The following is an 18,982-nucleotide window of genomic DNA, read 5'->3' as shown; positions in this document are numbered from 1 at the left end:
GTAGGTTTCCCATGGTCTTGCTTCATAGAAAAAGCTGGCGGATCAGCCCAGTTCGCGCAAGACGGCGCGCACCGGGCTGGCATCGGCCTGGACCAGAGCCAACGGCAATGCGATCAACTCGTAATCGCCCTCCGGCACGTCGTCGAGCACCAGGTTCTCCAGTACCCGGATGTCGTGCCGCAGGATGGTGTGATGGCTGTCCAGGGTCTTGCTGGACGCGGGGTCGATGCTGGGCGTATCCAGCCCGATCAGCATGACGCCGCGTTCGGCCAGCCATTCAATGGTTTGGGGAGCGTAGGCGGAGAAGTCGTCGGTCCACCAGTCCTGCGCCGCATGCTTGGCGGTGCGAACCAGCACGCGTGGCGGCAGGCCGCCGACGGCGTGGGCGATGTGCTCGATCTGGATCAGCGGGCCGCAATCGATGGCGTGGATCACCCGGCAGGGGCCCAGGAACGGCTCCAGCGCGACGGCGCCGATGGCCTGTGCGCCGTTGGCGTAGTGCAGTGGAGCGTCCGCATGCGCGCCGATATGCGGCGACATGGTGATCTCGCTGACATTGACCGGACAGCCGGGCTCAAGCGACCATTTCCATTTCTGGGTATAGGCCGTGTCGCCCGGAAAGACGGGCGAGGTCGCGGAGACGGGCGGGGAGATATCCCACAGGCGTTTCATGAGGGCGCGCAACGAGGGTGTGCCGGGATTTAGCTCAAGCCTAAAGCATTTGCGGACGCGAGTCTAACGGATTCCGGCGCGCCGCGCAGCCCTGGCCGCGAGCAGGCGTCAGAGCGCGCCGCATTCGGCCATGGACACCACGCTGTTGCCCGCCACGATCAGGTGGTCGAGCAGCCGCACGTCGACCAGCGCCAGCGCCTGCTTCAGGTGCCGGGTGAAGGCCTGGTCGGCGGCGCTGGGCTCGGCCAGGCCCGAGGGGTGGTTGTGCGCGATGATCACGGCGGCGGCATGGTGGCGCAGCGCTTCGCGCACGACTTCGCGCGGATAGACCGAGGCCTGCGACAGGGTGCCGCGCGCGAGTTCACCGCTGGCGATCAGGCGCAGCTGGCTGTCCAGGTAGAGGCCGACGCAATGCTCGATCCGCCGGTGGCCCAGCGTGGTCTTGCAGTACTGCTTGACGCGCCGGGGGTGGTCCAGGGCGGTGTCGCGGGTGAGATCTTCCTCGATGGCCCGCCGCGCCAGCTCCAGGACGGCGGCCAGCATGCAGGCTTTCGCCGCGCCCAGGCCGGGCACGGCCAGCAGTTCCTCCGGTGTGGCCCCCAATAGCCCGCGCAGGCCGGAAAAACGGTCGAGCAGCTGGTTGCCCAGGTTCAGCACATCCAGGCCCGGCAGGCCCGTGCGCAGGGCGATGGCCAGCAGTTCGGCATCGCTCAGGGCGGCAGCCCCGTGACGCAGCAGCCGTTCCCGGGGACGCCCGTGTTCGGGCAGGCGGACAGACAAATTCATAAGAGGCTCTAAAATCAGGGTTTGGTCAATGTTTCTATACGGTGGCAGATCTTGAGCATCGCCTCTAATGAAGTGAACGTTTTTGTCCGTCCGGATTCCTACCTGACGCTGCACTATCGGATCACGCTGGCTTCCGGGCCGGGCAAGGATTCGGTCTTCACCGACACCTTCGACGGTCGTCCGGCGACGCTGCAGATGGGGAGCGGCCAGTGGGCCCCGGGCATGGAGGCCGCGCTGGTCGGTCGCGCCGAAGGCGAGCGCTTCGGCTTCGAGCTGGAGCCGGTCGACGCCTATGGCGACCGCAATCCCGAGCTGATCCAGCGCGTCACCCGCAAGATGCTGGCTGAGCACGCCGGCGCCGACGCGGCCTTCGAGCCGGGTGATCTGGTCGAGTTCGCCGCGCCGAAAGGCGGGCGCTATTCGGGCGTGCTCAAGGAAATCAACGACGAGTCCGCCCTGTTCGATTTCAACCATCCGCTCGCGGGCGTGCGCCTGCGCGTGGACGTGGCGCTGTTGGGAGTGCTGTGATGAGCGAGCCCGTTACCGCCGCCGGCGCCGAGGTCGTGCTGGCGCAGCCGCGCGGCTTCTGTGCCGGGGTGGATCGCGCCATCGACATCGTCGAGCGCGCGCTGGAACTGCATGGCGCGCCGATCTACGTGCGCCATGAGATCGTCCACAACCGCTATGTGGTGGAAGACCTGCGCGCCAAGGGCGCGGTGTTCATCGACGAGCTCGAGGACGCCCCCGCGGGCGCCATCGTGGTGTTCTCGGCCCACGGCGTGTCACAGGCCGTGCGCGCCGAAGCCGACGCCCGTGGCCTGCAGGTGTTCGACGCCACCTGCCCGCTGGTGACCAAGGTGCATATCGAGGTCTCCCGCATGCGCGCCGCCGGCCGCGAGATCATCATGATCGGCCACAAGGGCCATCCGGAAGTCGAGGGCACGCTGGGACAGGCGCAGGGCGGCATGTACCTGGTCGAGACCGTCGAGGACGTGGCCGGCTTGCAGGTGGCCGATCCCGACAACCTGGCCTATGTCACGCAGACCACGCTGTCGGTGGATGACGCGGCCGCCGTGTCGCAGGCGCTCAAGGCGCGCTTTCCCAATATCGTCGAACCAAAGAAGAGCGACATCTGCTACGCCACGCAGAACCGCCAGGACGCGGTCAAGATCCTGGCGCCGGATTGCGATCTGGTGCTGGTGGTCGGCAGCCCGAACAGCTCGAACTCCAACCGTCTGCGCGAAGTGGCCGAGCGCAAGGGCGTGGCCTCGTATCTGATCGACGGCGCGCACTCGATCCAGCCGGAATGGTTGGCCGGCCGCCAGCGCATCGGCGTCACGGCCGGCGCGTCCGCGCCGGAAATCCTGGTGCAGCAGGTGATCGAACGCGTCAAGGAGTTGGGCGCGGTATCGGTCCGCACCATGCCGGGCCTGGAGGAAAACGTGGCCTTCCCGCTGCCCAAGGGGCTGTCGCGCAAGGCGCGGGTGGAACCGCTCGAATAAGAAGCCGGCGGCGGGGCCCGGGCAGGCCCCGCGCGGCGCGAAATCAAGGAGAAGACATGCAGTTGTACAGCTACTTCCGCAGTTCGGCGGCCTATCGCGTGCGCATCGCGCTCAACCTGAAGGGGCTGTCCTATGAGTACGTGCCGGTGCACCTGCTCAAGGATGGCGGCCAGCAGTTGTCGGCCGACTACCGCAAGCTCAATCCCACGGCGCTGGTGCCCACGCTGATCGACGGCGATGCGGTCATCGGCCAGTCGCTGGCCATCATCGAATACCTGGAAGAAACCCATCCGCAGATGCCGCTGCTGCCGGCCGATGCCATCGGCCGCGCGCGGGTGCGGGACTTGGCGCTGGGCATCGCCTGCGACACGCATCCGCTGAACAATCTGCGCGTGCTGAAGTACCTGAAGCACACCCTGGGCGTGGACGAAGACGCCAAGAACGCCTGGTACCGCCATTGGGTGCACCAGGGGCTGCAGGCCTTCGAGGCGCAATTGACGGCCTCGTCCGCCACCGGCCGCTATTGCCACGGCGACGCGCCCACCATCGCCGATATCTGCCTGGTGCCGCAGGTGGCCAACGCGCGTCGCCTGGAGTGCGATCTGTCCGCCATGCCCACGGTCGTGCGCATCGACGAGGCCTGCCGCGAGCTGCCGGCCTTCGATGCCGCCGCGCCGGGCAAGCAGCCCGACGCGGAGTAAGCGCGCGCGGATCAGCCGATCCGCACCGGCACGAAGATCTTGTCGTCGCCGCGCTGCACCAGCAGCGCGACCGTCTTGCCGGCCTTGGCGAGTTCCGCCTTGACCTGCTCGATGTCGCGCACAGGCACGCCGTTCAGCGACAACAGCACGTCGCCCGGCTGTATGCCGGCCTTGGCGGCAGGGCCGGCGGACTGCTCGATGAGCAGGCCCTCGGCGCCGGACTGGCGCTGCTCCTGCGGACTGAGCGGGCGCAACGCCAGGCCCAGCTGTCCGCGCTGGACTTCCCGGGTGTCGGACGACGCGGTCGCCTTGTCCTTCGGCACGCCGCCCAGCGTGGCGCTCAGTTCCTTGGGCGAGCCATTGCGCCAGACATCCAGCTTGAGCTTGTCGCCGGGCGAGGCCAGCGTGATCATCGACGCCAGGTCGCCGGACGACACGATGGTCTTGCCGTTGATCTGCCGCACGACATCGCCCGGCTGCAGGCCGGCGCGTTCGGCGGCGCTGCCCTTTTCGACGCTGGCGACCAGCGCGCCCGTCGGCGTTTCCAGCTTGAATGAATTGGCCAGGTCCTGATTCACTTCCTGCACCGTCACGCCCAGCCGCGCGTGCTGGACCTTGCCGTGTTCGAGGATCTGGTCCTTGATCTTGTAGGCCACGTCGATCGGGATGGAGAAGGACAGGCCCTGGAAGCCGCCCGTGCGGCTGTAGATCTGCGAATTGATGCCCACCACTTCGCCGCGATCATTGAACAGCGGTCCGCCCGAGTTGCCGGGGTTGACGGCCACGTCGGTCTGGATGAACGGCACCGAGGTGTCGTCCGGCAGCGAGCGGCCCTTGGCGCTGACGATGCCGGCGGTCGCCGTGTTTTCCAGCCCGTAGGGCGAGCCGATGGCCAGCACCCATTCGCCGACCTGCAACTGGTTGACATCGCCGGTCTTCACCACCGGCAGGTTCTTCGCCTCGATCTTGAGCACGGCCACATCGGTCTGCGGGTCGGCGCCCAGCACCTTGGCCTGGTATTCGCGGCGGTCTGTCAGCTTGACCGTGACTTCCTTGGCGTCCTGCACGACGTGGGCATTGGTCAGGATCAGGCCGTCGCTGCTGATGATGAAGCCCGAGCCCTCGCCGCGCATCGGCACCTCGCGCGCCGGCATGCGGCCGCGCGCGCCGGGGATCTGGCCGAAGAACTGGGCGAAGGGGTCGTCGTCGTCCATGGCCGAGACTTTGCGCGTGCCGCTGACGCTGATGTTGACCACGGCGGGGCCATAGTCGCGGGTGATCTGCGCGAAATTCGGCGGGCTGGATGGCGCGATGGGGGCGGACGCGGCGGGCGCCGGCGCGGCGACGGCCGGCGTCATCGCACCCAGCGTGGCGGCGGCGCCCGCGCCGCCGATCGTGCCCGCGGCCAGCAGCGCCAGCGCCAGGCGAGAGGGTTTCAGTAGCGTGGTCTTCATGTCGGCTCCTGCGTTCATGTTGAAGGACATGGAGCCATGTTCGGGCTTGATGCTTAGGGGAATCTTAAGACTGGCGGGGCAGGGCCGGACGCCGTGGCGCGAGAGGGGTCAGGCGGCGGGAAAATCCACCCGCGCGCGCAAGCCCTGCCCGCTGGGCGTGTCTTCCAGGACGATCGAGGCATGGTGGCCTTCGGCGATCGAGCGGGCGATCGCCAGGCCCAGGCCGCTGCCGTGCTGGCTGTTGCCCTCGGCGCGGTAGAAGCGGTCGAAGACGCGCGCGCGCTCTGCGGGCGCGATGCCGGGGCCCTGGTCGTCGACCGTGAGCGAGGCGCGGCCGTCCGGCGCGGTCAGGCCGAGGTCGATGCGCGAACCGGGCGGCGAATACTTGATCGCGTTGTCTAGCAGGTTGCGGACCAGCAGCACGAGATCGTCGCGATGGCCACGCACCTGTACCGGCGCGGGTGCATGCATGGCGAGCGAGATGGATTTCGCGTTGGCGTCCGGCAGCGTTTCGGACACGGCCTGCCGGACGACGTCGTCCAGGTCGACGCGGTCCGGCGCCGGGCGCTCGGCCGCGCCTTCATGCCGGGCCAGCGACAGCAGCTGTTCGATCAGTCGGGTGGCGCGATCGATCCCGGCCGTCAGGCGTTGCTCGGCCACGCGGCGGGACTCGGGATCGCCCGCGCGTTGCAAGGCTTGCGATTGCAGGCGCAGCGCCGCCAGCGGCGAGCGCAGCTCGTGCGCGGCATCGCCGACGAATTGCTTTTGCAGCGCGAAGGCGCCGCGCATGCGCTCCAGCAGCAGGTTCAGTTCCTGCAGCAGCGGGCGGATCTCGTCCGGCACGCCCTCGGTGCTGACGGGCGACAGGTCTTCGGGCTGGCGCGCAGCCACCTGCGCCCGCGCCCGTTTCACGGGCCGCAGCGACCAGCTGACCACGCACCAGATGACCAGCATCAGCAGCGGCGCGGCCGCGGCTATCGGCGCGATGGTGCGCAGCGCCAGGGAGCGCGCCATGTGGGTGCGCACGCCCATGTCCTGCGCCACCTGGATCACCTGGAATGGCGTGGCCAGCGAATAGACGCGGTAGGTGCTGCCTTCGACCTTGGCGTCGGAGAAGCCCAGCACGATCTGGTCCGGCAGCGGCTGCCGCGAACGGGAGTTGAAGACGCGCAGTCCGTCCGGCGTCCAGATCTGGATGATGAGATCGTCGGCGAAGGGCGTGCCGGCGCCGCGCGCATGCGTCGGTCCGGTGCTGAGCAGGCCGTCGCCGGTGCCCAGCGACAGCGCGGTCCGCTGCAGCAGCGAATCGAAGATGTCGTCGGCCTGCTGCAAGGTGCTGCGGTAGGCGATCGTGCCCTGAACCAGCGCGCCGACCACGATGGCGGCAAGCAGGAAGAACAGCAGCCTGGCCCGCAAGGAATAGCTAAGCGGAATGCTCATGTTTTGGGTATGACATAGCCGACGCCCCTGACGTTCTGGATCAGGTCCTGACCCAGCTTCTTGCGCAGGCCATGAATATATACCTCGACGGCGTTGCTGCTGACGCTGTCCTTCCAGCTGTAGAGCTTTTCCTCGAGCTGGGCGCGCGAATAGATCATGCCCGGGCGGGCGATCAGCGGTTCCAGCACGGCCCATTCGCGCGCGGTCAGCGTGACGGGCGCGCCGTTGACCGTGACTTCGCGCGATTGCGGGTCGATGCTCACGCCTTCGTGCTCATAGACGGGCTCGGCGCGTCCGGCGCTGCGCCGGATCAGCGCGCGCATGCGGGCCAGCAGCTCGTCCACGTCATAGGGTTTGACGATGTAGTCGTCCGCGCCCGCGTCCAGTCCCGCGATGCGGTCGCTGACGGCGTCGCGGGCGGTGGCGATCAGGACCGGCGTGCGGTCCTTGCGGGCGCGCAGTTCGCGCAGCAGCGTCAGGCCGTCGCGTCGGGGCAGGCCGAGGTCCAGCAGGATAAGGTCATAGGGGCCGGTGCGCAGGGCCAGGTCGGCGGCGTTGCCGTCCTTGACCCAGTCGGCCGCGTAGTGTTCGGCGCGCAGGCAGTCGAGCACGCTTTCGCCGATCATGGTGTCGTCTTCGACGAGCAGGATGCGCATGGGCGGTGTGTGGCGGAAAGGAGTCCAGCAGATTGGATGCGGGGGATCGTGTCCGAGTTCCCCGCAGCGCGCTGGCTGCATTGTTGCGGCGTTTGAGAAAGGGAGGGCGGCGCTGCGGTGGCAACCCTTGGGCGGGTGGCGGCGCGGGTGAGCGCGCCCTGGCGGCGGTGTCGGACCCGCAAACGAAAAAAGCAGCCTGGCGGCTGCTTTTTCCTGGAATTCTGGTGCCGGCAATAGGAGTCGAACCTACGACCTTCGCATTACGAATGCGCTGCTCTACCAACTGAGCTATGCCGGCAAGACCATTTGCCCTGATGCCTTGGAATGACTCCCGTGGCGGGCAAAAAAATCTACTTGCTCTTTTGTTCTTCCCAGGATCGGGATTTTTAGGGCCTGATCTGGAAAGACCGAAATCATATCAGAGTTTTTTTGCAATGGGAAACAAGAGACGCGTTTTCTGGCAAAAAAACCGGCGTTTGCATACTTCAAAATTTTCGTTCATAATCTCGTTTCTTAGCAGTTCCCCGATAGCTCAGTCGGTAGAGCGACGGACTGTTAATCCGCAGGTCGCTGGTTCGAGCCCAGCTCGGGGAGCCAAAGAATTTTGGGGCCACTCACGCAAGTGAGTGGCCCTTTTGGCTTTCCGGGCGCCCGATTTCGTATGCCCCTTGGTTGCTTTGCAACCGCGCCGTCGTTGGCTTGGCGCTTTGTACGCGGGCGGCCACACCCGGGTGCTTCTGAGTGGCTTTCGCGGCTGCGAGCGCGCGCAAGCGGTCGTCTTCCCATCCTTCCTGTTCAACTCTGCCGCGCTGGTCCGGCGAGGCCCGGGACGAATTTCGCGCCGCTCCCTGCTTGCGCCATTCGTGCGGAGCGCGCGGGTGTTGTTTGGCTCGTCATGAGTCCTTTCTACCTCCAAATTTAGTTATGTAATAACATTTCATTTTTGGATGAGGGGCGTGTGATGGCGACGATGAGAATGGAAGATGAGGGGCTGGCGCGGGGCCGGCGCCTGCCGGTGACGGTGTTGTCCGGTTTCCTGGGGGCGGGTAAGACCACCTTGCTCAACCATGTGCTGAACAACCGCGACGGGCTGCGGGTGGCGGTCATCGTGAACGACATGTCGGAAGTCAATATCGATGCGAGACTGGTCCGCGACGGCGGGGCGTCCCTGTCGCGTTCGGAGGAGCGACTGGTCGAGATGAGCAACGGCTGTATCTGCTGCACGCTGCGCGAGGACTTGCTCCTGGAGATCGGGCGGCTGGCCGCCGAGCGGCGCTTTGACTATCTGTTGATCGAGTCCACCGGCATCTCGGAGCCGCTGCCGGTGGCCGAGACTTTCACGTTCCGCGACGAGGACGGCGCCAGCTTGTCGGACATGGCGCGGCTGGACACCATGGTGACGGTGGTCGATGCCTTCAACTTCCTGCGCGACTACGCCAGCGAGGACCGCCTGGCCGCGCGCGGCGAGACGCTGGGCGAGGAAGATGAGCGCACGGTCGTGGACTTGTTGATCGAACAGGTCGAGTTCTGCGATGTGATGGTGCTGAACAAGATCGACCTGCTTTCCGGGCAGGAGCTGGGCCGGCTGGAGGCGATGCTGCGCAAGCTCAATCCAAGGGCGGATATCGTGCGCTGCGAGTTCGGCAGCGTCCCGCTGGCCAAGGTGCTGGACACGGGGCGCTTCGATTTCGAGGCGGCCGCGCAGGCGCCGGGCTGGCTCAAGGCGTTGCGCGGCGAGCATGTGCCCGAGAGCGAGCAGTACGGCATCGGCAGTTTCGTCTTTCGCGCGCGGCGACCCTTCCATCCGCAGCGCCTGTGGGACTGGATGCGCCAGGAGTGGCCGGGCGTGATGCGCTCCAAGGGCTATTTCTGGCTTGCGACGCGTCCCGCGTTTGCCGCATCATGGTCGCAGGCCGGGCCGGTCTCGCGGCACGGCGCGGCGGGCTACTGGTGGGCGGCGCTGCCGCGCGAGCGATGGCCGCAGGACGCAGAGGCGCGCGCGCAGATCGTGGCGGATTGGGATCCGGTCTATGGCGACAGGTGCCAGGAGCTGGTGCTGATCGGCATCGGCATGGACGAAAGCGCCTTGCGGGCAGGTTTGCATGCCTGCCTGATGACGCAGGACGAACTGGCCCTGCCTGTGGAAGAATTGCGCGCCTTGCCGGATCCGTTTCCCGTCTGGGGGCCGGCGCAGGCGTCCGGCGATTGAGTTGGGGCGTGAAGGCGGCGGATGCCGCGGGTGGAATCGAGGTTCATGGACGAAGAAAAACGCATCGGCGTGACCGTGCTGTCCGGTTTTCTGGGCAGCGGCAAGACGACGCTGCTCAACCGCCTGCTGCAGGAACCGACCTATTCGGACGCGGTGGTGATCATCAACGAGTATGGCGACGTGGGCGTGGACCACCACCTGGTGCGCCTGGCCCAGGACAACATCATGCTGGTCGAAGGCGGCTGCCTGTGCTGCGCGGTCAGCGGCGCGGTGGTCGATGCGTTGCGGGACTTGTTCATGCTGGCATTGCGCCGGCAGATCAAGCCATTTCGCCGCGTGCTCATCGAGACCAGCGGCCTGGCCGACCCGGCGCCCGTGTTGTTCACGCTGAAGCACGATCGCTTCCTGGCCGAGCGCTATGCCTATCGCGGCGCCATCGTGGTCGTGGATGCGCAGCATGGCGCGGGGCAGTTGGCCGACCAGCCCGAGGCAGCCCGTCAGCTGGCCCTGGCGGACACCGTCGTGTTCAGCAAGGCCGACCTGGCAGAGGATGCCTCGTTGCAGGCCCTGCAACGGCAGGTCGAGGCCATCAATCCGGGTGCAAGGCGCTGCGTGCAGCGCCAGGACTCGCCACTGGTCGAGGCGCTGGCGGGCTGGCCGGATGCCGCGACGCGGCGGGCGGAGCTGTCGAACTGGTTGCGGGCGTTCGCGCAGCCGGTGGCGGGCAGGCATGGCATGGTGTCCAGCTTCAGCCTGACACTGGATGCACCCATTGGTCGCGCGGCCTTCCTGGCGGGCATCTCGCTGGTCCAGGAGCGGTATGGGCAAGGCCTGTTGCGCCTGAAGGGCCTGGTCTGTTTCGAAGGCGAGACGCTGCCTTGCGAGGTGCACGGCGTGCATGGCGAGCTGTATCCCTTGCGGACGCTGCCGCAGTGGCCGTCGGACGAACGGGCGTCCCGCCTGGTGTGCATCCTGCGCGGACCGGACGCGGCCGAGGTGCAGGCCTGCCTGCGGCGCGCCCTCGGCCAGTTGCCCGCATGAGACGGTCGGTGCGCGAATCGCACCCTTTGCCGTATCGCATGTACGGAAAATGCATGGAAATACGGTATAAACGGAACCGTCTTATGCACGATTCGAGACAATCATGGATCGCTTGAAAGCCATGCAGGTGTTTGTCGAGGTCGCCGACAGAGGGAGCTTGTCGGCGGCGGCCGTGCATTTGGACATGTCCAGGGCCATGGTGTCGCGGTATCTCGCCGAAATGGAGCAGTGGGTTGGCGTGCGGCTGTTGCACCGCACGACCCGCCGGCTCAGCCTGACGCCCGCCGGCGCCGAAACGCTGCCGCGTTGCCGGCAGATGCTGGACATGGTGGGGGATCTGCGCAGCGCCGTGTCCACGCCCGACGATACGCCCAAGGGGCTGTTGCGGATCACGACCAGCATGTCGTTCGGCTCGCGTCATCTGGCGGGCATCGTGGCGGATTACGTTAAGCTGCATCCGGGCACGTCGGTGGATCTGATGCTGGTCGAGCGCGCCGTCAATCTGGTCGAGGAGCGGGTGGATCTGGCAGTGCGCATCACCAATGACCTGGATCCCAATCTCATCGCCCGCAAGCTGGCCGTCTGTCGCTCGGTGGTGTGCGCCTCTCCGGATTATCTTGAGCGGGAAGGGGAGCCGGCCCGGATCGAAGACCTGTCCCTGCGCAACTGCCTGACGCATTCCTACTTCGGCAAGAGCCTCTGGCGCTTCGAGCGCGACGGCGAGCCTGTTGATGTGCCGGTCGATGGGAATATCAGCGCCAACGAGGTATCGGTTCTGTTGCGCGCCGCGCTGGAGGGGGCGGGGATCGCGATGCTGCCGACCTACTACGCAGCCGAATACATTGCGTCCGGCCAGTTGCGGGTCATTCTGCCCCAGGCCAGGCCGCAGGAATTGGGCATCTACGGCGTCTATGTGTCGCGCCGGCAGATGCCGCTGGTGCTGCGGTCCATGCTGGATTTCCTGGTGGAACGACTGGGACCGGCGCCTTGGGACAAGCCGGCCGGCGCTTGAGGGCCAGGTATATGGCGGTATAATTTGCCCGCCTGAGCGCCTTGCGCGGCGTGGTGGAACACGATTCCGGATCACGATTTGCGGCAGGGCCAATGTTCGCTAGGATATAGTCTTAGAAAACGTCCAAAAATCACGGGTGCGGCCAGATGGGTGGCCGTAGCGGCGCGGAACGGAATGCCGTCCGTGCGGAGGGAGCGCATCGGGAGTCCGGTTTTCGGCGCAGGATTTCGCCAGCCGTCCGATGCCTGACGTATCGGGTCCTTGATTATCGATCGCCGCGGCGTATGGCTCCGGATTGCCGGAGTGTCCGCAGGCTGCGTGGGCTTTATATGCCCGCTTTTCCGGAATTTGATTAAGCGTTTGCCGCAGCAGGGCTGCGCACACGCATTGCTCCAGCCCGAGTGTGCGGATATCCGGCATATCCGTCGTCAGCAGGGTGGCCGGGCGCCAAACAGGAACGTCTCTTGAGTATGTCGCAAACCTACGCAGTCATTCGCGGAATCGCCGATCTGGCGGAGCGTTCCGCCGTGGCTGTCGCGGGGGTGTGTGTCTGCATCCGTGTCTGCATCCGTGCCTACGTCCGTCTGATCTCGGTATCGCGAGCGCAAATGAAAAAGGCCCGGCAGATGCCAGGCCTTGATCAATTTGGTTGCGGGGGCAGGATTTGAACCTACGACCTTCGGGTTATGAGCCCGACGAGCTGCCAGACTGCTCCACCCCGCGTCTGAGAAAAGAATATTAGCCTTATTTTCCATCCAACGCAAGTTGGTCCACTTTGAATATGAATGTCGATGAACGATAGCGAGGCAATACGCGTCCTGGAAACCGCACTTCTGTGCGCCGTGCAGCCGATGCAACTGGCCGACATGCGCAAGCTGTTCGGCAACGATGAGGAATTCGACAACGCCGCCTTGCGCGGGCTGTTGGAAACCTTGCAGGCCAATTGGGCCGATGGCGGCCTGGAGCTGGTGCAGCTGGCCACGGGCTGGCGCTTTCAGAGCCGTCCTGAAATGCAGCGCTACCTGGAGCGGCTGAGTCCCGAGAAGCCGCCGAAGTACTCGCGCGCCGTCATGGAAACGCTGGCGATCGTTGCCTGGCGCCAGCCGGTGACGCGCGGTGATATCGAGGACATACGCGGCGTCACCGTGTCGTCCCAGATCGTCAAGGCGCTCGAGGATCGTGGCTGGATCGAAGTGATCGGCCATCGCGACGCGCCAGGGCGGCCCGCGCTGTTCGGCACGACCCGCCAGTTTCTGGATGACCTGGGACTACGCGCGCTGGATGAGCTGCCTCCGCTGGAATCGGCGCAGGCTGCCGCGGCCCTGGCCGGGCTGGACCTGGGCGATGCGCAGCCGCTGGGCGAGGCGCCGGCCGAAGGCGAGGCTGCCGCTGCAGCAGAGGGCGATGCGCCGCAGGATGGGGCGGGCGTCCAGGCGGAACTCGACGTCGCGGGCGGTGACGCCGGCGACAGTATTCCGCAAGCGGAATTGTCTGTTCCGTCGTTGCCGGTTTCCGTGGCGGCGGGCGATAGCGTAGAATCCTCGCTTTCGCGCGATGATGGCGACGCTGGTCTTGCGGACCAGCTGGCTGCAGGATCGCCGGCGGACGGTCTGTCCGGCGAGCCCGAACTTCCGGGCGCTGGCCATGCCGCCGCCTCCGCTGACGAGACATCCGGCGCCGGTCCTGAGCCCGATGCGCATGCCGATACCCTCGGCGCTGCGGTCGGCAATGATATTTCCAATACCGACGTGGAGTCCGCCGACGAGATCGCGGCGGATCATGCCGCCGGACATGCGGAATCGGCGAAATCGAATGACCTGAATGACGCGGACGGTGTTGCGCCGCAAGGCGCTGCCGGGCCTGAGTCGGAGGTTGGCCATGGGCCCGCCGCCCGGCCCTTGCTGGATGCCGCATCCGACGGCTCGCCCGATGGCGACGCCGCGGAACAAACCGATGCGGGCCGAGAGCCCGTGCCTCCTGATGATGATGAGCCTGCCGCCGGCAGGCCCTCCCAAGTTTGAAATTCGGAGCTGTCCCAGTGACAACGAATACAGCAATGCAGGACGACAATCCCCGTCCGGATGACGCCATTTCCGGCGCGCAGCCGGAAGCCTCCGCCGCTCGCGAGCCGGCTGCCGAAGGCGATGCCGCCCGTGGCCGCGGCCGCAAGTTGCGCACGCCGTTCCGCCGCCGTCGCGGCGATGCCGCCGCCGAACAGGCGTCGGCCGCGGAAGGTCAGGCCGCTGCTCCGTCCGCCCCGGTCGAGTCGCAGGATTCCCGTGGCGGCGAGCAGGAAGCCGAACAGGCGCTGTCCTATCTGGACACCGCCGACCGCATGGAGCAGCGACTGGGCAAGTACCTGAACAGCGAAGCGGTCATGCCGAAGCTGCACAAGGTGCTGGCGGACGCCGGCATCGGCTCGCGCCGCGAGATGGAAGAGCTGATCGTGGCCGGCCGCGTGTCGGTCAATGGCGAGCCCGCCCACATCGGCCAGCGTGTTGCCCCGAATGACCAGGTGCGCGTGAACGGCAAGCCGATCATGCGCACCAATACCAAGAAGCCGCCGCGCGTGATCCTGTATCACAAGCCGGCCGGCGAGATCGTCAGTCACGATGATCCGGGCGGTCGCGCCAGCGTGTTCGCGCGCCTGCCCAAGCTGCGCACCGGCAAGTGGCTGTCGGTGGGGCGCCTGGACCTGAACACCGAGGGCCTGCTGATCTTCACGACCTCGGGCGACATGGCCAACCGCATCATGCACCCGCGCTACGGCACCGAGCGCGAGTACGCCGTGCGCGTGCTGGGCGAGATGGACGAAGCGCAGCGCCGCTCCCTGGTCGAGGGCATCGAGCTGGAAGATGGCCTGGCCGCGTTCGGCGCGCTGGACTACCTGGGCGGCGACGGCAGCAATCGCTGGTATCGCGTCACGCTGCAGGAAGGGCGCAACCGCGAGGTCCGCCGCATGTTCGAGGCCGTGGGCGTCACCGTCAGCCGGCTGATTCGCACCCGTTTCGGCGACATCGTGCTGCCGCGCACGCTGCGCCGCGGCCGCTGGGACGAACTGGATGCCTCGCTGGTCACGGCGCTGATGGTCCAGCTGGGTCTGTTGCGCGAAGACGACGATTCCAGCGGCGGCAACCGCCGCCGCTCCAAGCAGCCGCAATCGCATGACAGTGCCTTGCCTCCGGGTTTTGGCACCATGGACCGCAACGGCATGAACGGCGCGCGCATCGGCCGTCGCGGCAAGTTGCAAGGCGGCCGCCAGGGCAGCGCCGGCCAGGCCGCCGCTTGTCCCTCCGATCCGTTCGGCACCGGCCTGATGATCGCGGGCGGGTACGCCAACGGTCATCCGTTGGCGGGCGGTGGGAGCGTTGACGGCAACCGCAAGGGCGGCAAGCCCGCTGGCGGCAAATCCGGCGGCAAGCCGCGCGGCAATCGCGCGGCTGCATCCGCCGAGCAGGGTGCGCAAGCGGCCTACTCGCCGGCGGAGGGCGGTGCGGCCGCCGGCGCTCCGGGCGCCGGGCGGCGAGCCGGCGGCGCCAAGGCGACCGGCAAGCCGGCGGGTGCGCGCGGCAGTCGTGGTGGCGCCAAGGCGGCCGGGGCCGGTCGCGGCGGCAACAAGGCCGAAGGGTCGCGCGCCGCGGGCAAGGGCGCGGGCGGTCAGGCTGGCAAGAGCGCGGGGCAGGGCGGCAACAAGTCGCGTTCGTCGCGCGGTTCCGCGCCGCGAGGCGATGATTGGCAGCCGCGCGGCGCCAGCGCGCACGAGTCGCGCTTGGGCGTGCTGGGTGGCGGCCGGGGTCGTCAGGGGCGCTGAGTCCTGGCCGGCGCTTGCTTGAGGTCGTTCCACCCTCTTGGCGGAGCGGCTGCTGGCGGGGCTTGCCGGCTGATTCGTCCCGCTTAATCGTAAGCCCGTGAGGTATCAGGTATTTTTCCGGTTTATCTGGTAAAATCAATGGTTTTCATGGCTTTCGCGTCTTTGCGTGCCTTCGCCAGCCCTGCGGGTTGCCCTATACAGGGGATGCCCGCAAGTGATGCCAGCAGAAATGCAAGCATCAGGCAGGCTTGAAGGGCGAGGCGCAAAGCGGCGCTTTTGCCAGCGGTGCCTTTTTGGGGCGTGCGCGGGCGAGGCAGGGCAAATCGGCCGGGGCCGATTGCCGCATTTTTAGGTCGCAATTTGGGCGCTGCCTGGCATTGCTCCTTACGTGAAGTAGGGCAGCGGCCGGGCATTGCGCAATACGATGGGCTGGGCGTGCAGCCCATTTTTTTTGAGTATATGGCTGATTTATTCGCATTGACCGAAGAGGCTCTGGCCGGCATGGACGTCGAACTCGTCGACGTCGAGCGTGCCGCCCTGGGCCTTTTGCGCGTGACGATCGATCGGATCGGCGGCGTGCGCATCGAAGACTGTGAGCAGGTGTCTCGCCAGCTGTCGCGGGTGTACGAAGTCGAGAACGTCGACTACAAGCGGCTCGAAGTCGGTTCGCCGGGCGTGGATCGTCCGCTGCGCACCGAGGCCGAGTTCCGCCGTTTCGCGGGCGAGCGCATCGAGATCAAGCTGCGCGAGGCCATGGATGGACGCAAGGTCTTCTCCGGCACGCTGGTCGTGCCCGAGGATGACGCCGAGCCGCAAGCCGGCCAGGCGCAAAAGACCGTGTTCGGTCTCGAATTTGAGGCAAAGAAGAACGAAGTGCAGGTGTTGAACTTCTCGCTCGACGATGTCGAGCGCGCAAAACTGGACCCCGTTCTGGATTTCAAGGGCAAAAAGCGATGAGTCGCGAAATTCTTCTGTTGGTCGATGCCTTGGCGCGCGAAAAGAACGTCACGCGCGACGTGGTATTCGGAGCACTCGAAAGTGCGCTGGCCTCGGCCATGAAAAAGCGTTTCAAGGACGACGCCGAAATCCGCGTCTCCATCGATAGGGAAACCGGCAGCCACGAAGGGTTCCGCCGGTGGCTGGTCGTGCCCGACGAAGCGGGCCTGCAAGAGCCCGACAAGCAGGAAATGCTGTCGGACGCCCAGGAAATGGTGCCTGGCATCCAGGCTGGCGAATACATCGAAGAGGCCCTCGAGCCTGTCGAGTTCGGCCGCATCGGCGCCCAGGCCGCCAAGCAGGCGATCCTGCAGAAGATCCGCGACGCCGAGCGCGAGCAGGTCCTGAACGACTTCCTGGATCGTGGCGAGACCATCGTGTCCGGCACCATCAAGCGCATGGACAAGGGCGACGTCATCGTCGAGACCGGCAAGATCGAAGCCCGCCTGCCGCGCTCGGAAATGATCCCGAAGGAAAACCTGCGCGTGGCCGACCGCGTGCGCGCCTATGTGCTGCGAGTGGACCACGCCGCCCGTGGCCAGCAGGTCATCCTGTCGCGCACCTCGCCGGAATTCATCCGCCAGCTGTTCGAAAACGAAGTGCCCGAGATCGAGCAGGGCCTGCTCGAAATCAAGGCCGCCGCCCGTGATCCCGGCGTGCGTGCGAAGATCGCCGTGGTGGCTTACGATAAGCGCATCGATCCCATCGGCACCTGCGTGGGCATGCGCGGTTCGCGCGTGACCGCGGTCCGCAACGAGCTGGGCGGCGAACAGGTCGATATCGTGCTGTGGTCCGAAGACCCGGCGCAGTTCGTGATCGGCGCGCTGGCCCCGGCCAACGTCGAGTCCATCGTCGTCGACGAGGACAAGCACGCGATGGACGTGGTGGTGGACGAGGAAAACCTGCCCAAGGCCATCGGCGCCAAGGGCCAGAACGTGCGCCTGGCGTCCGAGCTGACCGGCTGGCAGATCAACATCATGACGCCGGAAGAAAGCCTGAACCGCCAGGAAGTCGAGCGGTCCGCGCTGCGCGCCACGTTCATGAACAAGCTGGACGTCGACGAGGAGGTCGCTGACATCCTGATCGACGAAGGCTTTACCGGTATCGAGGAAATCGCCTACGTTCCCATGCAGGAACTGCTGGAAATCGAGGCGTTCGACGAAGACACCATCAATGAGTTGCGTGCCCGCGCCCGCAATGCGCTGCTGACCGAGGCGATCGCCCAGGAAGAGCGTCTTGAGACCGCGCAGGACCTGTTGGAACTCGAAGGCGTGACGCCCGAGCTGGCTGCCAAGCTGGCCGAGCGTCAGGTGCATACGCGTGACGATCTGGCCGAACTGGCGACGGACGAGCTGGCGGAAATCGCCGGTCTGACCGAGCAGGAAGCCAGCGATCTGATCATGCGTGCCCGTGCCCATTGGTTCGACGAGGAATAACCATAAGGACACGCGTCCGCGGCGGACGGAGCGCTTTCATCCGCCGCGAGTTCACGTTGTTTGTCATAGCTGCATATAGGGAAGAGAGAGCCTAATGTCGAGTAACACCGTCGCCCAGTTCGCTACCGAGCTGAAAATGCCTGCCAACGTGCTGCTGGAGCAGTTGCGTTCGGCTGGCGTTGACCTCAAATCGGTTGACGATTCCGTCACCGACAGCGACAAGGCGAAATTGCTCGACTCGCTGCGTCGGGCCCACGGCGCGACCGAAGGCAAGAAGATCACCCTGACGCGGCGCCAGACCTCCGAGATCCGTCAGGCGGACGCCACCGGTCGCTCGCGCACCATCCAGGTCGAAGTGCGCAAGAAACGCGTCTTCGTCAAGCGCGATCCGTCCGAACTGGCGCAAGAGCACGCCGCCGCCGTGCGAGCGGAAGAAGAAGCCGCCGCCGCTGCCGCAGAAGAAGCGAGCGTGCCGGCAACGGCCGCGCCCGCCGCTCCCCAGGAGCCGATCCGCGAAGCCGCGCCCGTGCAGGCGCAGGCTCCCGCCGAGCCGGCGCCCGAGGCCAAGCCCGTCGTAGTCGAAGCGTCCGAGCCGGCGCAAGCGGCTGCGCCCGTTGAATCCGTCGCGGCCGAAGCGCCCGCCCCCGTCAAGGAACAGGCCCCTGAAGTCCAGGCGCAGCCCGAGTCCGAATCGACGCCGGCACCCGCTCCTGCCGAGCCCGTGGCCCAAGAGGCCAAGCCCGAAGTCAAGACTGAACCCGCCGAGCCCAAGGCTGAAGAAGCCAAGCCGGAACCCGTTGTGCTAGCTACCAAGTCAGAATCCTCTTCCTCGCAGGCCGCCGCGCCTGCCGCGCAGGCCCAGCAGCCCGCCGCCAAGTCCGAACCCGCCAAGGCGCCCGCGAAGGCTGAACCCGCCGCCGCGCCCAAGGCCGCCCGTCCCGCCGACACGCGTCGCGCCATGCCGCCGGTGGCGTCCAACGCCGCCCGCGACGAAGCGCGCCGTGCCGCCGAGGCCGAAGCCGCCGCGCTGCGCGAGATGCTGAACCGTCCGCGCAAGGTGCTGCGCGCTCCCGAGCCGGAAGCGCCTGCCGCGCCTCTGTCGGGCACGCTGCACAAGCCGGCCGGCAAGACCGCCGCCGCGCCCGCTGGCGCCGCCAAGAAGGACGCCAAGCCGGGCGCTCCCGGTTCGAAGAAGACCATCAAGACGGCCGAAGTCTCCTCGACCTGGTCCGACGACGCCTCCCGCAAGAAGCCGGCCGACAAGCC

At 66.6% G+C, this 18,982-nt stretch carries 16 protein-coding genes and 3 tRNA genes; 12 read left to right on the top strand and 7 right to left on the bottom strand.

Annotated elements, in window-relative coordinates; all coding sequences use genetic code 11:
• Positions 1 to 42: 42 nt before the first annotated feature.
• Positions 43 to 672, bottom strand: coding sequence for an arylformamidase (gene kynB / locus AC6LJ5_RS02350; RefSeq protein ID WP_103273384.1), 630 nt, complete (start codon positions 670 to 672; stop codon positions 43 to 45).
• Between the two features lie 108 nt (positions 673 to 780).
• The gene (gene radC / locus AC6LJ5_RS02345; RefSeq protein ID WP_392412821.1) at positions 781 to 1,458 is read right to left on the bottom strand and encodes a RadC family protein; all 678 of its coding nucleotides are present in this window, start codon (positions 1,456 to 1,458) and stop codon (positions 781 to 783) included.
• 51 nt (positions 1,459 to 1,509) lie between these two features.
• Between radC and AC6LJ5_RS02340 the strand changes: the two genes are divergently transcribed.
• Genes AC6LJ5_RS02340 through maiA form a run of 3 tightly spaced genes read left to right on the top strand, consistent with a single transcriptional unit; the run spans position 1,510 to position 3,661 of the window.
• On the top strand, positions 1,510 to 1,986 hold the full coding sequence (locus AC6LJ5_RS02340; RefSeq protein WP_498139751.1) for an FKBP-type peptidyl-prolyl cis-trans isomerase: 477 nt from the start codon (positions 1,510 to 1,512) through the stop codon (positions 1,984 to 1,986).
• A complete protein-coding gene (gene ispH / locus AC6LJ5_RS02335) occupies positions 1,986 to 2,960 on the top strand; it encodes a 4-hydroxy-3-methylbut-2-enyl diphosphate reductase (protein ID WP_212320282.1) in 975 nt (324 codons plus the stop codon). Before AC6LJ5_RS02340 ends, ispH begins: the two co-directional genes overlap by 1 nt.
• A gap of 56 nt (positions 2,961 to 3,016) precedes the next feature.
• Positions 3,017 to 3,661, top strand: coding sequence for a maleylacetoacetate isomerase (gene maiA / locus AC6LJ5_RS02330; RefSeq protein WP_498139750.1), 645 nt, complete (start codon positions 3,017 to 3,019; stop codon positions 3,659 to 3,661).
• An 11-nt stretch (positions 3,662 to 3,672) separates the two neighbouring features.
• Here the strand turns inward: maiA and AC6LJ5_RS02325 are convergent, their stop codons facing one another.
• From AC6LJ5_RS02325 to AC6LJ5_RS02310, 4 genes are all read right to left on the bottom strand, one after another.
• A complete protein-coding gene (locus AC6LJ5_RS02325) occupies positions 3,673 to 5,115 on the bottom strand; it encodes a DegQ family serine endoprotease (protein ID WP_392412816.1) in 1,443 nt (480 codons plus the stop codon).
• 108 nt (positions 5,116 to 5,223) lie between these two features.
• The gene (locus AC6LJ5_RS02320; RefSeq protein WP_498139749.1) at positions 5,224 to 6,555 is read right to left on the bottom strand and encodes an ATP-binding protein; all 1,332 of its coding nucleotides are present in this window, start codon (positions 6,553 to 6,555) and stop codon (positions 5,224 to 5,226) included.
• Entirely contained in the window at positions 6,552 to 7,211 is a 660-nt protein-coding gene (locus tag AC6LJ5_RS02315; RefSeq protein ID WP_103273391.1) for a response regulator, read from the bottom strand. The genes AC6LJ5_RS02320 and AC6LJ5_RS02315 overlap by 4 nt, the downstream gene beginning before the upstream one ends.
• A gap of 222 nt (positions 7,212 to 7,433) precedes the next feature.
• Positions 7,434 to 7,509 (bottom strand) — tRNA-Thr (locus AC6LJ5_RS02310).
• 223 nt (positions 7,510 to 7,732) lie between these two features.
• Between AC6LJ5_RS02310 and AC6LJ5_RS02305 the strand changes: the two genes are divergently transcribed.
• From AC6LJ5_RS02305 to AC6LJ5_RS02290, 4 genes are all read left to right on the top strand, one after another.
• Positions 7,733 to 7,808: transfer RNA gene (locus tag AC6LJ5_RS02305), tRNA-Asn, on the top strand.
• Positions 7,809 to 8,172: 364 nt separating this feature from the next.
• Positions 8,173 to 9,420: a zinc metallochaperone GTPase ZigA gene (gene zigA, locus AC6LJ5_RS02300; RefSeq protein ID WP_498139748.1), complete on the top strand. Its 1,248-nt coding sequence runs from the start codon at positions 8,173 to 8,175 to the stop codon at positions 9,418 to 9,420.
• Between the two features lie 45 nt (positions 9,421 to 9,465).
• Complete coding sequence (locus AC6LJ5_RS02295; protein ID WP_498139747.1) at positions 9,466 to 10,461, top strand: CobW family GTP-binding protein; 996 nt, start codon at positions 9,466 to 9,468, stop codon at positions 10,459 to 10,461.
• 103 nt (positions 10,462 to 10,564) lie between these two features.
• Complete coding sequence (locus AC6LJ5_RS02290; RefSeq protein ID WP_103273393.1) at positions 10,565 to 11,473, top strand: LysR family transcriptional regulator; 909 nt, start codon at positions 10,565 to 10,567, stop codon at positions 11,471 to 11,473.
• Positions 11,474 to 12,119: 646 nt separating this feature from the next.
• Here the strand turns inward: AC6LJ5_RS02290 and AC6LJ5_RS02285 are convergent.
• Positions 12,120 to 12,196, bottom strand: a tRNA-Met gene (locus tag AC6LJ5_RS02285).
• 62 nt (positions 12,197 to 12,258) lie between these two features.
• Here AC6LJ5_RS02285 and scpB point away from each other — a divergent pair.
• The 5 genes from scpB to AC6LJ5_RS02260 form a co-directional block, all read left to right on the top strand.
• The gene (scpB, locus tag AC6LJ5_RS02280; protein WP_498139746.1) at positions 12,259 to 13,494 is read left to right on the top strand and encodes an SMC-Scp complex subunit ScpB; all 1,236 of its coding nucleotides are present in this window, start codon (positions 12,259 to 12,261) and stop codon (positions 13,492 to 13,494) included.
• Between the two features lie 35 nt (positions 13,495 to 13,529).
• Positions 13,530 to 15,284 carry a 23S rRNA pseudouridine(2605) synthase RluB gene (gene rluB / locus AC6LJ5_RS02275; RefSeq protein ID WP_498139745.1) on the top strand — a complete coding sequence of 585 codons (1,755 nt, stop codon included), beginning with the start codon at positions 13,530 to 13,532 and terminating at the stop codon, positions 15,282 to 15,284.
• A gap of 459 nt (positions 15,285 to 15,743) precedes the next feature.
• On the top strand, positions 15,744 to 16,241 hold the full coding sequence (gene rimP / locus AC6LJ5_RS02270) for a ribosome maturation factor RimP (protein ID WP_103273396.1): 498 nt from the start codon (positions 15,744 to 15,746) through the stop codon (positions 16,239 to 16,241).
• The gene (gene nusA, locus AC6LJ5_RS02265) at positions 16,238 to 17,716 is read left to right on the top strand and encodes a transcription termination factor NusA (RefSeq protein WP_212318337.1); all 1,479 of its coding nucleotides are present in this window, start codon (positions 16,238 to 16,240) and stop codon (positions 17,714 to 17,716) included. The genes rimP and nusA overlap by 4 nt, the downstream gene beginning before the upstream one ends.
• Positions 17,717 to 17,810: 94 nt before the next feature.
• Positions 17,811 to 18,982, top strand: a 1,172-nt coding sequence (locus AC6LJ5_RS02260) for a translation initiation factor IF-2 associated domain-containing protein (RefSeq protein WP_498139744.1), incomplete at its 3' end; no start/stop codon positions are given.

The sequence above is a fragment of the Achromobacter sp. 1011791174 genome (assembly GCF_059760925.1).
This window is presented reverse-complemented; position numbering and strand designations above follow the sequence as displayed.